Genomic DNA, 15817 nt, shown 5'->3' on the forward strand with positions numbered 1-15817 from the left:
AATGTCGCTTACGTATTCAATTTAGCTTAAACAAAAAACCCTTGCTTTTGAATGTATCTCATCACTCAATAAACAAGGGTTTATTACTGTATTACTTATTATTATTTTTATCTTTATTTAAAAACTTCATTAATTTATCTACATACTTGGAATAATCTTTACCTTTTTTCTTTTTCACTTGATCATTCACTTTATTTAAACCTTTTTCTAATTGTCCGTTTTCCACATATTTATTTAGTTGTTGCTTTAATTTTTCTTTCAACAAAATCCCCCTCTATTTATGTATTGATTAACAAACTGTTTATTTGATAATCAATCTATTTATACCTATAACATAATATATTAAACCCTAAATTACTAATTAATCGAACATCATTACATTAATTGTAATATCTGTAATAATTATTTATACTTCAAACCACTACTTAAAAATTGATTAAGGGGTTAAATAACTATGGCAAATGTTATTTTTGATGGTACTATCAATGTTAATTCAATAATAAATTGGTTATTAAATCATTATGATGATCATGTATACATATTTTCTAATCAAATTGAAAAATATCAAATGAAAATTCGCCTTAATAAGCGCGTACATTTTAATTATTATGACCATTTTTCTTCATATAACAGTGATATTTTAATTAAAAATATCAAATTCACAATTACTTTAATACCAATTATAAACAACCCTCAACATATGCGCTTTATTAATAAACATCTCTATCACCAAACGTGTGATGCCTATTTAATTACTACCTCATTATGTAATCATAGTCATAACGAACGCTCAAAAAAACTAAATAATGCGAACATAAGACACTTAAAAATGTCAAAACAAGCACTCCTAAGTAATTTAAAATATGTAGATACCACAGTAATCAACACTAGACTGATAGAAATAATTAAAAATAAAGCAAGCACGAATCTTTAGTGAAATTCATTTGAATTATTAAATTATAAAAATATAATACACCTCAAGGCCGATTGACTATATCTAATTACCTAATTAAACTATAATTAATATAATAATTTCTAAAGGTTGTGACCCCATGAAACAAACTATCGAAGGCTTTATTTATTTAATCATTGTATGTCTATTATTCATGGCATATTTATATCCAATTGTGACATCTGTCTTTGGACTTTAATTCAAGGTAAATGTAATACAAATTTTGATCCACATACATATTTCAAATTTTAAAAATAACAATGAAATGCTCGAGCACGACTCATATTTTAATCATTTAGCGCAAAGATTACATACAATCTTTGCGCTTTTTTTATTACTATTGCATTTTCAAATCCTATTGCTCACCTATGGTAATGCGTTAGAAATTCGAAAAAATTCGTTACATCTATCAACCATCTAATGACTGTATCTTACATCAGTTAAAATATTGTTTATTGTTTCTTCTATAGACAGCGCTTTTGAAATGGATTTTTCCCCTGCAAAGCCAAGATAATCATTAGCAACAAACCAAGACTTTAATTCTGCTATACCAAAGTCGGTCTCTTTCTTTGAATTATGTCTTCTAACCGTTTCTTCAAAGGACAAATCATAGTAGTATGCAAATACATTATCCATCCTATTATTTAAGACATTCTTCAACATGTCACCGTATTTATTTTCAGCTAAAATACCTTCTAGAATGACAAATTCACAATGTTCTATCCCAAATATCAGCATTTTTCTATTAAAGCAATCGCTAGATTGAATGGGCGATCATGTACATTTAACATTTCCCGTCGAACTACATCTTGTGAAATTAATAAATTTCCACGCCCCAATATTTCATGCAATTTGCGAGCAACTGTTGTTTTACCACTACCAGAATTTCCTCTAATAATAATTATATTCACCATAATATATCACCTTATACTAAATTATATTTATTTTAATATGCCCTATTACTCATAAATAAATCTTTAAATTTTAGATTGTCAAAATGAATTATTAGGGCTATTATTTATATACTTTAGATTTTAGGAGTGACAAATATTGAATACTCTCGGAACTTTATATTTTTTCACTGGAAAAATGGGATCAGGTAAATCAACAAAATCGAAAGAATTAGCACAAAGTAAAAATGCTGTACTGTTATCAGAAGATGAATAGTTAGCAGCATTATACCCACATCAAATAAAAAACTTCGATGATTATCTTAATTATTCTCAAATAATTAAACCTATATTAAAGATGCACATTCAAAGTATTTTACAAGTTGGCAGTAATGTAGTTATGGACTTCCCTGGAAACACAAGAAAACAACGCGCTTGGCTATTAAGCATTGCAAATGAAATACATGCCAATCACCAGCTCATTTATTTAAACCTTGCTGATGAACAGTGTTTAAAACAATTGAAAAAAAGAGCCGATAAAGAACCTGATAGAAACACATTTGATACGAAAGAAACCTTTGATTATGTATCCAGTTTCTTTGAAGCACCCGATAATACAGAAAAATTAAATATTATTGAAATCACTTCATAGCTCATCAACTTAACTTAGTTTTTAATTTTTCTTAGATAATTAAATAAACTACCATTTAGCTCTTTAATTTGAACGTATTGCTAATTATTTTTTGAAAATGTTCTGATAAAGTAGCATTAAATTTGATTAACCACGATAACATCAACCAAGTTTATAGTTCTAATTACATTAAATTCATAGAATTATATCTAAAAGAAGATAAAAAGACCATTATAGTGAAAAATCATATTTATTTTTGATAGGTGGAGTATTGCTTTATCATTACAAGTTCGATATAATAATTATTGTGTTCAAAAGAGATATGTCCTGGTAGCTCAGCTGGATAGAGCAATGGCCTTCTAAGCCATCGGTCGGGGGTTCGAATCCCTCCCAGGACGCTAATAACTTTTCTAAAAAGGTCGAAATCCTATTAACTAAAGGATTTCGGCTTTTTTATTTTCTATCTAAAACTAACTAAACTCAACTAAATTGACACGCATTTGACACGTAAAAATCCCCACCTATTCATTTAGATGGGTTTTTCTATATATTTATATAGTTTTTCAATTGTAAATTATCAATATCACAATTACCTTTTCTTAATGCAGACATAACAGTTTGACTAATCCACTATCTTTATAGATCTGATAGCCAGTTATACCGCTTTCTATTAACTTTATACATGTTTGTATTCACTCCTCAATCATCACGCTCTTTCCTTTTTATCTAAAAAATAAAAATGCGTTTTTACTACCAATAAATAGTAATATTGGTAGACATAAAATAAATATCGACAAATACATTTGTAGTGTCATATTTGAAATCGCCTAAAAATATAAAACACCTCGAGTTTTACAAGGAAATCTAAAACATCCTACAATCAATTAAATTGATAATCTCATTGGTATTTAGAAAACGATGTTTCATAGTCTAGGTTGTTTTAATAGTGCTTATGTAATCAATAACAATGGAAATCTTGTTTCTTTAAGACTATTTTCATCAAATAACACAGGCTATAGTTCCTTTTCATTGGAAGTTTTTCCATATTTAAAGTGTTCTTAGATAACTAAATTAATTAACCACTTATACAATAATACAAAAAGTACATAAACCCATTTATATTCATTTTACTGAATACAAATGGGTTTATGTTTAAATTTCAAATTTATCTTGGTCTATAATTTCATGTTGTCGATTTCTTAATTTAAGTTCTGCTTGTCCAATTGTTTCATCAATTATTAATTCTACATAGCTTTCTTCTATGCTACTTCTAGATTGTGAAATACTTCCAGGATTAATCACATGAACACCACCAATAGTTTCATGTTTTGCCACGTGTGTATGTCCGTAAAACGCAAACTGACATTCATGCGCTTTAGCTTGTTCAGCTAACTGCATACGACTACGATTCACACTATACAGATGACCATGCGTACAAAACGCCCTTACACCATTGGCTTGCACTACTTCTTCATTTGGAAATTCTGGATAAAAATCAGTATTGCCTTTTACTCTATAAAATTGACTTAGCTCTGTATCATCATATGAAAATTCAGAATCACCTAAATGAATTGCAACATCAACATCTTTATGATGTTGTAATACATCATATAAAATACCTTGTTCTGTATGATTGTCACTAATTAATATCCATTTTGTCATTGTTATTCACCTTCTAAGTATGCTTTCAACTTATCTATTGCTCTGCCGCGATGACTGATTTCACTTTTTTCTTCTGGCGATAGTTGAGCCATTGTTTTATTTTTATCTTCTATATAAAAAATTGGATCGTAACCAAATCCATTGTCGCCAATTTTACTCAAGGTAATTTCTCCTTGAACTGTTCCTTTAAACTGCTTAGTTTCTTCGCCAGGTGCACTCATACTAATGACACATACAAATTGCGCCTTTCGATTTGTTTCAGCTTCAAGATTCGCTAGTACTTTTTCAATATTAGCATTATCATCTTTATCTAAACCAGCATATCTGGCGGAGTAAACACCTGGTTCACCGTTTAATGCAAACACTTCTAGCCCACTATCATCAGCAATTACTCTCTTATTCAATGCTTTAGCAGCAGCTTCTGACTTTAAACGAGCGTTAGCTTCAAAGGTATCACCTGTCTCTTCCACGTCGAACCCTTCAATAATTTCTGAAATACCAATAACATTAAAGTCTGGGAAAATAACTTTAAAATCATTTATTTTACCTTTATTATTAGTTGCAATTACAATATCTTCCATTATTTCGACTCCTCACATGTTACTTCTATTCGTTCTACTTTCACCTTCATATTTAACCATTCTTCAATAATACGCTCAATGTGTTCTGTATCACCTGTTGCAAAAAACTTATGCTTCGGTTTTCTTTTATAACCTGCGTGTTCATTGCTAAATGTTAATAATGCACTCACTTCTCGTGCAGTTTCTAAACCAGATGAAATGACAACCTTTTCACCACCAAAATATTCATTGATTGGCTGATATAATAATGGATAATGCGTACATCCAAGAATAATCGTATCTGCATCACTATTACGCCATTGTTTAAGTGTTTGATGCATAACAATACTTGTAATAGTTGGATCCTTGTAACGCATTTTTTCTACTAAAGGTACAAATCCAGGACATGCAACACCTGAAACTTCAACATTAGGATTAATATTTTTAATATGGTGTCTATATGCTTCCGATTTTATTGTACCTTCTGTACCGAGAATTAAAACATTTTGATTCTTTGTTGTCATAATTGCAGTGCGTGCACCTGGTTCAATAACACCTATAACCGGTATTGGCAATAAACTCTGTAAATGGTTTAATGCTACAGCAGTTGCTGTGTTACACGCAATTACTAACATTTTGATATCAAATGTCATAAGTTTTTCAGCTAATTCTGTCGTGAATTTTCTAACTTCTGAACCTTCTCTTGGTCCATAAGGGCAACGTTGAATATCCCCTAGATAATAAATGGTTTCATTTGGGAGTTGGCGCATAATTTCTTTCGCAACTGTTAAACCGCCGACTCCTGAATCAATAACGCCTATTGGTTTATCCATATTTGACTTCATCCTCAATTTATTTACTTAATCTTTATTTTAGCACAGTCATAAATTCAAAATCATTTATCAAGATTTAAAGTAGGTATATTTTTTAAATTATATATAATATTTCCACCAATTTTTATCTATTTTAAAATATGCTTCTTAAATGAAGTATAAAAAAAGAGACTTAACATCTGTTTAGCACAAATGTTAAGCCTTGTTTACCATAGTTTAAATATTAGTTCACTTGATGATCTGAACCAAAGAATGACTTAAACATATGGAATGAAGTTTCTCTATTTAAAGCTGCAATTGATGTAGTCAACGGAATTCCTTTAGGGCAAGCGTTAACACAGTTTTGAGAATTACCACATTCTTGTAATCCTCCACCACCCATCAATGCATCTAATCTTTCATCCTTAGTCATAGAACCTGTTGGATGTAAATTGAATAATCTAACTTGGGAAATTGCTTGCGCACCAACGAAATCATTTTTACTAGTAACGTTAGGACAAACTTCTAAACATACACCACATGTCATACATTTTGATAATTCATATGCAGTTTGACGTTTTTTCTCAGGCATACGTGGACCTGGTCCAAGATCGTAAGTACCATCAATTGGTACCCATGCTTTCATTCGTTTTAAGTTGTCAAACATTCTTGTACGATCTACTTGTAAATCACGAATAACTGGGAAAGTGCTCATAGGTTCTAATTTAATTGGTTGTTCTAATTGGTCTACGATAGCTGAACAAGACTGTCTAGCTGTACCATTGATTACCATAGAACATGCACCACAAACTTCTTCTAAACAGTTCATGTCCCAAACAACTGGTGTTGTTTTTTCACCTTTACTATTTACTGGATTACGTCTGATTTCCATCAAACATGCAATCACGTTTAAATTTTCTCTATATGGAATTTCAAATTCTTCTTCATATGGTTTAGAATCCGAGTTATCCTGACGTTTAATTATTAATTTAATCGTTTTTTGTTTGCTTTCATTATCTTTTACTGGAGCTTCATTTGCTTCTTTAATCTCTGCCATGATTATTTACCCCCTGTAGACTTAGTAGAATAATCTCGTTTACGTGGTGGAATTAAACTGATATCAACTGGTTCATAAGTGAACTTAGGTGCTTCTGATTTACCTTGATATGTCGCAAGTGTTGTTTTCAACCATTCTTCATCATTTCTATCTGGGAATTCTGGTTTGTAATGCGCACCACGAGATTCATTACGGTTATATGCACCAATCGTAATTACACGTGCTAGAACTAACATGTTCCATAATTGACGAGTAAAGAATACTGCTTGGTTACTCCAAGTTTGTGTATCTTCGATATCAATATTTTGATAGCGTTCCATCAATTCTACAATTTTCTTATCTGTTTCAAGTAATTTTTTATTATCACGTACAACTGTTACGTTAGCTGTCATGATTTCCCCTAATTCTCTATGAATCTTATAGGCATTTTCAGTACCTTTCATAGTTAATAGTTGATCAAATTTTTCTTGTTCTACTTGAACTGCTTTTTCGTACATAGCATCATCTAAGTCAGTGTATGACTTTTCAATATTTGCAATGTAATCTAAAGCATTAGGCCCTGCAACTGTACCACCATAAATAGCAGAAAGTAATGAATTGGCACCTAATCGGTTACCACCGTGTTGTGAATAATCACATTCACCAGCTGCAAATAAACCTTTAATGTTAGTCATTTGATCATAATCTACGTATAGTCCACCCATTGAGTAGTGTACTGCTGGGAAAATCTTCATTGGTACTTTACGTGGATCGTCTCCTGTGAATTTTTCATAAATCTCAATAATACCACCGAGTTTAACATCTAATTCATGTGGATCCTTATGTGATAAGTCAAGGTAAACCATGTTTTCACCATTGATACCTAATTTTTGATTCACACATACATCAAAAATTTCACGTGTAGCGATATCACGAGGAACAAGGTTACCATAATCAGGGTATTTCTCCTCTAAGAAATACCAAGGTTTACCGTCTTTGTATGTCCAAATACGTCCACCTTCACCACGAGCTGACTCACTCATTAATCGTAATTTGTCATCTCCAGGAATCGCTGTTGGATGAATTTGAATAAATTCACCATTCGCGTACATTGCTCCTTGTTGATATACAATTGATGCTGCAGAACCAGTATTAATCATTGAGTTTGTTGTTTTACCAAAGATAATACCTGGGCCACCTGTTGCCATTATTACAGCATCCGAACCGAATGATTCGATTTCAGATGTAGTCATATTTTGAGCAACAATTCCTCTAGCCATATTATCGTCATCTTTGACTATTCCGAGGAATTCCCAACCTTCATATTTATTAACTAATCCATCTACTTCAAAGCTTCGAACTTGTTCATCCAAAGCATAAAGTAATTGTTGTCCTGTTGTCGCACCAGCATATGCAGTACGGTGATGTAATGTACCACCAAAACGTCTGAAGTCTAATAAACCTTCATTTGTTCTGTTAAACATTACGCCCATACGGTCTAATAAATGAATGATTTGTGGTGCTGCTTCTGTCATGGCTTTAACTGGTGGCTGGTTCGCCAAGAAGTCTCCACCATAAACTGTATCATCAAAGTGAACAGCCGGTGAGTCACCTTCACCTTTAGTATTAACTGCGCCGTTAATACCACCTTGTGCACACACAGAGTGTGAACGTTTAACTGGAACTAATGAGAACAAGTCCACATGTGCACCTTTTTCTGCTGCTTTAATTGTTGACATGAGACCGGCCAGTCCACCACCGACAACAATAACTTTCTTCTCTGCCATAAATTGTCACTCCCCTAAATATATAACTAAGACTTTTAAATTATAAAAATGCGAGAATAGCGCTTAAACCAATATAAGACACTACGATAAACACGATGAGTGATACCCATGTGAAAATTTGTTGTGATCTTTTAGATTGTAGTACACCCCATGTTACTAAGAATGACCATAGACCATTTGCGAAATGGAATGTTACTGATAACATACAAATGATGTAGAAAATTAACCAAAATGGATTAGACACGATATCATGTACCATATCAAAGTTAACTTCATGACCTAATGCACGTTGGATACGTGTTTGCCATAAGTGAATCGCAACAAATATGAATGTTAATATTCCAGTCAAACGTTGTAACAAGAACATCCAGTTTCTAAATCTTGAGTAATGTCCTACATTTTCCTTCGCTGTAAAAGCAATATGTACACCATAAACCGCGTGATAGAAAATCGGAATATAAATGACTACAAATTCCAATACAATTAAAAAAGGTAATGATTCCATAAAGCCTGCCGCTTTGTTAAATGCCTCCACGCCTTTAGTAGCTTGATGGTTTACTAACAAATGGACAAGTAAGAATCCACCTATTGGAATTACGCCTAACAGTGAGTGTAAGCGTCTTAAATAGAATTGATTTTTCGAATATGCCAAAAGGAAGCCCCCCTGTGAAACAAATAAATTTATTTGGTATTCTTTCATACAGTGTATAGTAAAGCGTTTACTTATTTAGTAAAGTTGATGCTAGACAACGAATAAATTTAACGGTGACATGTAAATTAAACTTATTCGTTGTACATCTAATTTAGCGTTGAAGCATATTCCTGATTTAAAATTACATAATTGCTAAAATATGATGCATAATTGATAATATTTCTCAATTATAAAACGCTTACATATACTGTTAAAAAAAAGAATCCCTGTTATTAGATATTGTAACACTAAAATATAAGATTTTGGGCATGAGAATGATTCTCATGCCATAAATTTTGTCACTTCTTGTCATCTAAAGCTTGACGAAGGTTTTGTGCAACCTTAACTGGTAAACCTGCTGCCTGTAATTCTTCAACTGATGCTTCTTTCATTTTCTTGATTGAGCCGAATGTACGTAATAATTTTGTCTTGCGCTTTGAACCTATACCTTCAACCGTATCAAGTACAGATTGAAGACCTGTCTTTTGTCTTGTTTGCCTATGGAAAGTAATCGCAAAACGGTGTACTTCATCTTGAATACGATGTAACAGATAAAATGCCTGGCTATTTTTCTTCAGTGGTATGATGTTGGCTTGTTCACCGTATAATAATTCAGATGTTTGGTGTTTATCATTCTTTTGCAATCCTGCAACAGGAATATCTAGACCAAGTTCATTTTCAAGGACATCAATTACACCATTCAAATGTCCTTTACCCCCATCAACAATAATTAAATCAGGTAAAGGTGTACCTTCATTCAACACGCGAGTATATCTACGGCGCACAACCTCTCTCATTGACTTGTAATCATCAGGTCCCTCAACCGTTTTGATTTTATATTTTCGGTAACCTTTTTTATTTGGTTTACCATCTATAAATGACACCATTGCTGATACTGGATCTACACCTTGAATATTGGAATTATCAAATGCTTCGATTCGAATTGGAGTCTGTATCCCCATTCTATCTCCCAATTCTTCTATAGCCTTAATTGTGCGTGACTCATCTTTTGATATTAATTCAAATTTATTTTCTAATGTAACTTCTGCATTATGCTTTGCTAGATCAACCATTTCTTTTTTCTTACCTTTTAATGGTTGTATTATTTTAGTATCAACAACAGACTGAATAATATCCTTATCTAAATGATTAGGTATATGAACTTCTTTTGGCAATATATGTTGATTTAAATCATAAAATTGACCAATAAAGGTATAAAACTCCTCTTCTGGTGTCTGTTGTACTGGAATCATAGTTGCATCACGTTTAATCATATTCCCTTGTCTAATGAAAAACACTTGGATACACATCCAGCCCTTAGATACGCTATAACCAAATACATCTCTTATAGTATTATCGGATGAAGTTATTTTTTGCTTTTTAGTTAAATTATGAATATGTTGAATTAAGTCTCTATATTCCTTAGCTTGTTCAAAATCTAACTTTTCACTAGCGTCTAGCATCTTTTGCTCTAAATTATTTAAAATGGTCTTATCTTCTCCATTTAAGAAATCCGATATCTCTTTAGTCATTTCAGCATACTTTTCTAAATCAACAGGATAGACACAAGGCCCCATACATTGACCAATATGGTAATATAAACACAATTTATCTGGCATTTTGTCACATTTTCTAAAAGGATAAATACGATCTAATAGCTTTTTAGTTTCTTGCGCTGAATATGCATTAGGATAAGGTCCGAAATATTTACCACTATTTTTCTTTACTGTTCTCGTAACGATTAAGCGAGGATGCTTTTCTTTTGTAATTTTTATAAATGGATAACTTTTATCGTCTTTAAGCAATATATTGTAACGTGGTTGATATTGCTTTATTAGATTTAACTCTAGCAATAAAGATTCTGTCTCACTAGAAGTTACGATAAACTCAAAATTACGAATCTCACCTACAAGTCTAGTAGTTTTAGCATCATGTGCTCCTGTGAAATAAGATCTTAAACGGTTACGAAGCTTCTTAGCCTTACCAACATAGATCACTTGATCATTACGATCTTTCATTAAATAACAACCTGGTTCCATAGGAACAACTGACAATTTTTGTTTAATTTCAGCCTGATAGGTTTCCATTATGTGTCCTCCTTTCTATTATAATATTTTATTGACTGCTGAAACTTGCTCTATATTATAAAATAACAAATAACTGTCTAGCAATATATAAAATTGCTTGCAAATTGAAAACTGGGACATTAAATAAATAATGTCCCAGTTCTTCTTAGTTTGACTTATAAGTGTTTATCTAAAACTTCTGCTAAGTTTTCTTTAGGTTGGAAACCAACTACTTTATCTACTGGTTCACCATCTTTAAATACGATTAAAGTTGGGATACTCATAACTTCAAATTTAGCAGCTGTTGATGGGTTTTCATCAACATCTAATTTTAAGATATTAGCTTTACCTTCATAGTCTCCTGCTAATTCTTCTAATACTGGTGCTATCATTTTACAAGGTCCACACCAAGTTGCCCAAAAATCTACTAAATTAACTCCTGATTGAATGTTTTCATCAAAGTTTGAATCTGTTACTTTTACGATTGCCATAAATGCCAATCCTCCTTAAATTTCAAATGATGAGCAAATTATAACAGACTTTATATTATTCTGCATAGCTCTTGCTCACGTTTATTTTAATTCTGCTACGGTTACACCAAAGCCACCTTCACTCGGCATACCATTTCTATATGATGCCACACTTTTATGCTGTTTTAAATGGTTTTGAACACCTTTTTGTAAGGCACCTGTACCTTTTCCGTGTATAATGTAAACTTGTTCGTAATTGCTCAACACAGCTTGATCAAGATATTGATCAACAGCTACCATCGCCTCATCATAACGATAGCCTCTCAAATCAAGTTCCATTTTCACGTCTTGTCGATTTTGTCGTCGAACCATTTTTGTAGGTTGCTCTTTTGTTTTTTTCGTTTTCTCTAAATCTTCAATTGGTAATTTCATTTTAATAATGCCCATTTGAACTACAGCTTCATTTTCGTCAATCAACTCTAATACTTCACCTTTTTGTCCATATGTTAATACTTTCACTTCATCGCCGGCTTTAATTTCATCCCACTTTTGTTTTTGAACATTTTGTTTTAGTGAAGTTGATTCATATTGATCGTCTAGTTGTTTCTTTTTATCTATAAGTTCATGCTCTTTTACATCAGCACCCTTTTTATCTCTTAATTCTCGCAATTCTTTAAGTATTTCATCCGCTTCTTTAGTTGCTGATTTCACACGTTGATTTGCTTTTTCTTTAGCTTGTTCTAACATTTGCTTTTCTTGATTTTGATAATTCTCATATTGCTTTGTTAATGATTGATGTGTTTCTTGTGCTTCTCTTAACAGTTGCTCTAATTCAATACGCTGTTCATCAACACGTTTAGAGTTATATTCGAGTGAAGCAATCATTTCATTTATTTCTTGTTCGTCTTGTCCAATCATTGATTTAGCTTTTTGTATAATTTCAATATTTAAACCTAATTTTTTAGAAATATCAAAGGCATTTGAACGACCAGGTACACCCATAAGTAATTTATATGTTGGGCTTAATGTATTTACATCAAATTCAACACTGGCGTTCATTACACCTTGTCGATTATAACTATAAGCCTTTAATTCTGGGTAATGTGTCGTAGCCATAACTAGTGAACCAATTTCATGAACATGGTCTAATATACTCATAGCTAAAGCTGCACCTTCACTTGGGTCAGTGCCTGCACCTAACTCATCAAATAATATCAAACTATTTTTCGTGGCACTTTTTAATATTTCTACAATATTTTTCATATGAGATGAGAACGTGGATAATGACTGCTCTATAGATTGTTCATCACCGATATCACAGTAAACATTTTCAAAGACACTTAATTTACTACCATCCAATGTAGGAATTAACAGACCAGATTGAGCCATCATTATAATAAGCCCCAATGTTTTTAATGTAACCGTCTTACCCCCTGTATTAGGACCTGTAATAATAACAGTTTCTATATCGCTAGCAAATTCAATCGTATTGGCAACCACTGTATCTTTGTCTAGTAATGGATGGAATGCTTTAGGTAAATATACTGTACGCTCTGCTGTAAATTCTGGTTTCGTACCCTTGATTGTTGTTGCATAGCGTGCTTTTGCCGTTAAAAAGTCAATTTGACCTATGATGGACTCTGAAACTAAACAAGCATCAGATTCTTCTGCTACTAAACGTGTTAATTCCGTTAATATTCTTTCACATTCAACTTTTTCATCATTACGCAAACGACTAATTTGGTTATTCATTTCCACTATTGATGATGGTTCTATATATAATGTCTGACCTGAAGCTGATTGATCATGCACAATTCCACTAAAATCTTGGCGATATTCAGCTTTAACTGGGATAACATTGCGTTCATTTCTGACAGTAACAATTGCATCCGACAATTTTTTTTGGTTGGACTGACTTTTAACTACTTTGTCTAAATTTTGTTTGATACGTTGTGTCGTACTAGAAATTTTGCTACGAATGCCTTGTAGCTCATAACTAGCATTATCGAACAAGTCATACGCATCACATTTTTGATGAATTTCTTGAAATAAATCATTTAGTACCGGTAATTGTTCCATTCTATCGTTCAGAATTGGATATTTGATTTCTTCATCTTCTTCTAGAATCCCATTATAGAATGTTTTATATTGATTTTGAATTTGAATCAAACGTTTAATCGCATTTAATTCTCTAACATTCAAGACACCACCAATATTGGCTCTATGAAGTAATTGAGTCACTTGTGATAAACCACTTAAACTAGGCATACGATGTTTATTGTATATTTGTGCGATTTCATCTGTTTCATTCATTTGAAATTCAACAGTTTTAAAATCCGTTGCTGGACTCATTTCTGCTACTTTAGCTTTACCTATATCACTCATTGTTTCTTTTTCGACGAGTGCTTTAATTTTATCGAATTCTAAGACATTTAATGACTTCTGTCTCATACAATCCCTCTATTTCTTCATTTTAATATTGTTTTCAATCATTGATTTAAACGCATCTCTAGACATAGTATTTATTACTCTATCTTTAGCTACAAACCCTTTTTGTGCAGTTGCAACGCCATATTGCATAAACTCCAAATGATCAATATGATGTGCATCTGTATTTATAGTCAATTTAACATTAGGATGTTTTTTTAATGTTTCAGCATTTAAATCCAAACGCTTAGGATTGGCGTTAATTTCTAATATAGTATTTGTTTTTTCCGCTAATTCACATAGTTGTCCAATATCAGGTTCGTATCCAGGTCTTCTACCAATAATACGACCAGTTGGATGTGCAATATGCCTTACATAAGGGTTATTACACGCGTTTTCTAAACGACGCATAATCTCTTCTTGTGGTTGATTAAAGCTTTGATGAATTGCCGCAATAACATAATCTAATTGCGCTAAAATTTCATCTTCATAATCAAGACTCCCGTCTGGTAGGATGTCCATTTCAATGCCTGAATATATATCTATTTCTTTATATTTTTCATTCAACTTTTTAATTTCTTCATTTTGACGTAACAAACGTTCAACAGATAAACCATTTGCTACTTTTAAACTTTGGGAGTGATCTGTAATCACCATGAATTCATAGCCTTTAGCAATATTAGCTTTCACCATATCTTCAATACTAAATGCGCCATCACTATAGGTAGTATGCATATGCAAATCACCTTTAATATCACCGAGCTGTATAATATCTGTTAAGTCTTTGTCAAATTCACTACCATCTTCACGAATTGCAGGTGCAATCCAATCTACATTGAAATGTTGGTAAATTTCCGCTTCACTTTGATATTGTAATAATTCACCGTTTTCAGTCTCAATACCATATTCGCTAACTTTTTCGCCTTGTTCTTTAGCTAATTGTCTAATGCGAATATTATGATCTTTAGAACCAGTGAAATGTTGTAACGTGTGATAAAAGGCTGCAGGCTCAATTAACCTGAAATCCACACCTATAGTTTCATCATCATATTCAAGCTCTAATGATACTTTTGTAGCACCCACTGCAACTTCCTTTACTTTATTGGGAATTTGTAACAACGCTTCTTGCACCTTTAAAGGTGCCTGTGTACTGATAATAAAATCTAAATCTTTACTCATTTCTTTAAAACGTCTAAAGCTACCTGCCACCTCAAATTTTTCAATTTCAGTAATTGTAGCTAAATATGCTTTAATTTCTGTGTTAAGCCCTCTCATTTGATCAATTGGATACTTTTCTTTTTTAGCACCTAGCGCTTTAACTGCTTCTAAAATATTTTGCTCAGTTTTTTTAGCGAAACCACTTAATGCACTGACTTCGCCATTTTCACATGCACGTTGTAATGACTCCTTATTATCAATATTCAACTCTTTATATAATTTGGCAATTTTTTTACTGCCTAAACCTTGAATTTTCATTAATGGGATAAGCCCTTCCGGCACTTCTTTCTTTAATGCATCTAAAGTAGAAGTTGTACCGTGTTGTCTATATTCATTAATGACTTCACCAACGCCTTTACCAATCCCTTTTAATTCAGTTACATCTTCAATCTCCTCTAATGGACGTTCATCTATTTCTAAACTTTGTGCCGCTTTTCTATAAGCAGAAACTTTAAATGTATTTTCTCCTTTTAATTCCATATAAACTGCTATTTTCTCTAATAATTGAATAATATCTTTTTTCGTCATTACCTTCACCCCATAAAAAAAGGTCAAGACAAGTTACCGTTGCTCTATCAACAGTAAATCGGTTGTGCCCTGACCTCCTATATTTTA

Annotated in this window: 15 protein-coding genes and 1 tRNA gene; 3 read left to right on the top strand and 13 right to left on the bottom strand. The window is 32.3% G+C overall.

All coding sequences use genetic code 11. From position 1 onward, the window contains the following. Positions 1 to 91 precede the first annotated feature (91 nt). Positions 92 to 265 (bottom strand): hypothetical protein, encoded by a 174-nt coding sequence (locus ACY191_RS10550; protein ID WP_232161714.1) that lies wholly within the window; start codon positions 263 to 265, stop codon positions 92 to 94. 189 nt (positions 266 to 454) lie between these two features. On the opposite strand from ACY191_RS10550, the gene ACY191_RS10555 reads away from it, so the two are divergent. After that, positions 455 to 934 (top strand): hypothetical protein, encoded by a 480-nt coding sequence (locus ACY191_RS10555; protein WP_229367128.1) that lies wholly within the window; start codon positions 455 to 457, stop codon positions 932 to 934. A 435-nt stretch (positions 935 to 1369) separates the two neighbouring features. Here ACY191_RS10555 and ACY191_RS10560 read toward each other — a convergent pair whose 3' ends face one another. Together ACY191_RS10560 and ACY191_RS10565 are read right to left on the bottom strand one after the other, a co-directional pair. Next, a complete protein-coding gene (locus ACY191_RS10560; RefSeq protein ID WP_229367127.1) occupies positions 1370 to 1690 on the bottom strand; it encodes a P-loop NTPase family protein in 321 nt (106 codons plus the stop codon). Continuing rightward, positions 1684 to 1866, bottom strand: a complete 183-nt coding sequence (locus ACY191_RS10565; protein ID WP_229367126.1) for an AAA family ATPase — start codon at positions 1864 to 1866, stop codon at positions 1684 to 1686. The genes ACY191_RS10560 and ACY191_RS10565 overlap by 7 nt, the downstream gene beginning before the upstream one ends. A gap of 316 nt (positions 1867 to 2182) precedes the next feature. Here ACY191_RS10565 and ACY191_RS10570 point away from each other — a divergent pair, with 316 nt between their 5' ends. Both ACY191_RS10570 and ACY191_RS10575 read left to right on the top strand, forming a co-directional pair. Then, positions 2183 to 2494: a P-loop nucleotide/nucleoside kinase family protein gene (locus tag ACY191_RS10570; protein WP_325960897.1), complete on the top strand. Its 312-nt coding sequence runs from the start codon at positions 2183 to 2185 to the stop codon at positions 2492 to 2494. Between the two features lie 303 nt (positions 2495 to 2797). Continuing rightward, a tRNA-Arg gene (locus ACY191_RS10575) sits at positions 2798 to 2871 on the top strand. A 754-nt stretch (positions 2872 to 3625) separates the two neighbouring features. Here ACY191_RS10575 and ACY191_RS10580 read toward each other — a convergent pair. From ACY191_RS10580 to polX, 10 genes are all read right to left on the bottom strand, one after another. Beyond that, entirely contained in the window at positions 3626 to 4135 is a 510-nt protein-coding gene (locus tag ACY191_RS10580) for a YfcE family phosphodiesterase (protein WP_229367125.1), read from the bottom strand. Between the two features lie 2 nt (positions 4136 to 4137). Then, entirely contained in the window at positions 4138 to 4716 is a 579-nt protein-coding gene (locus ACY191_RS10585; RefSeq protein WP_107512160.1) for an XTP/dITP diphosphatase, read from the bottom strand. Beyond that, positions 4716 to 5528, bottom strand: a complete 813-nt coding sequence (gene racE, locus ACY191_RS10590) for a glutamate racemase (protein ID WP_042738947.1) — start codon at positions 5526 to 5528, stop codon at positions 4716 to 4718. Before racE ends, ACY191_RS10585 begins: the two co-directional genes overlap by 1 nt. 223 nt (positions 5529 to 5751) lie before the next feature. Beyond that, positions 5752 to 6564 carry a succinate dehydrogenase iron-sulfur subunit gene (gene sdhB, locus ACY191_RS10595; RefSeq protein WP_042738948.1) on the bottom strand — a complete coding sequence of 271 codons (813 nt, stop codon included), beginning with the start codon at positions 6562 to 6564 and terminating at the stop codon, positions 5752 to 5754. A gap of 2 nt (positions 6565 to 6566) precedes the next feature. Continuing rightward, positions 6567 to 8330 carry a succinate dehydrogenase flavoprotein subunit gene (sdhA, locus tag ACY191_RS10600; RefSeq protein ID WP_042738949.1) on the bottom strand — a complete coding sequence of 588 codons (1764 nt, stop codon included), beginning with the start codon at positions 8328 to 8330 and terminating at the stop codon, positions 6567 to 6569. A 40-nt stretch (positions 8331 to 8370) separates the two neighbouring features. Further along, on the bottom strand, positions 8371 to 8982 hold the full coding sequence (locus ACY191_RS10605) for a succinate dehydrogenase cytochrome b558 subunit (RefSeq protein WP_042738950.1): 612 nt from the start codon (positions 8980 to 8982) through the stop codon (positions 8371 to 8373). Between the two features lie 338 nt (positions 8983 to 9320). Next, a complete protein-coding gene (gene uvrC / locus ACY191_RS10610) occupies positions 9321 to 11108 on the bottom strand; it encodes an excinuclease ABC subunit UvrC (RefSeq protein ID WP_229367124.1) in 1788 nt (595 codons plus the stop codon). Between the two features lie 155 nt (positions 11109 to 11263). Then, positions 11264 to 11578, bottom strand: coding sequence for a thioredoxin (trxA, locus tag ACY191_RS10615; RefSeq protein WP_042738952.1), 315 nt, complete (start codon positions 11576 to 11578; stop codon positions 11264 to 11266). Positions 11579 to 11659: 81 nt separating this feature from the next. Continuing rightward, entirely contained in the window at positions 11660 to 14008 is a 2349-nt protein-coding gene (locus ACY191_RS10620) for an endonuclease MutS2 (protein ID WP_042738953.1), read from the bottom strand. 9 nt (positions 14009 to 14017) lie between these two features. Next, positions 14018 to 15730 carry a DNA polymerase/3'-5' exonuclease PolX gene (polX, locus tag ACY191_RS10625; RefSeq protein WP_229367123.1) on the bottom strand — a complete coding sequence of 571 codons (1713 nt, stop codon included), beginning with the start codon at positions 15728 to 15730 and terminating at the stop codon, positions 14018 to 14020. Between the last annotated feature and the right edge of the window lie 87 nt (positions 15731 to 15817).

The organism is Staphylococcus sp. TCBT05 (genome assembly GCF_055179755.1).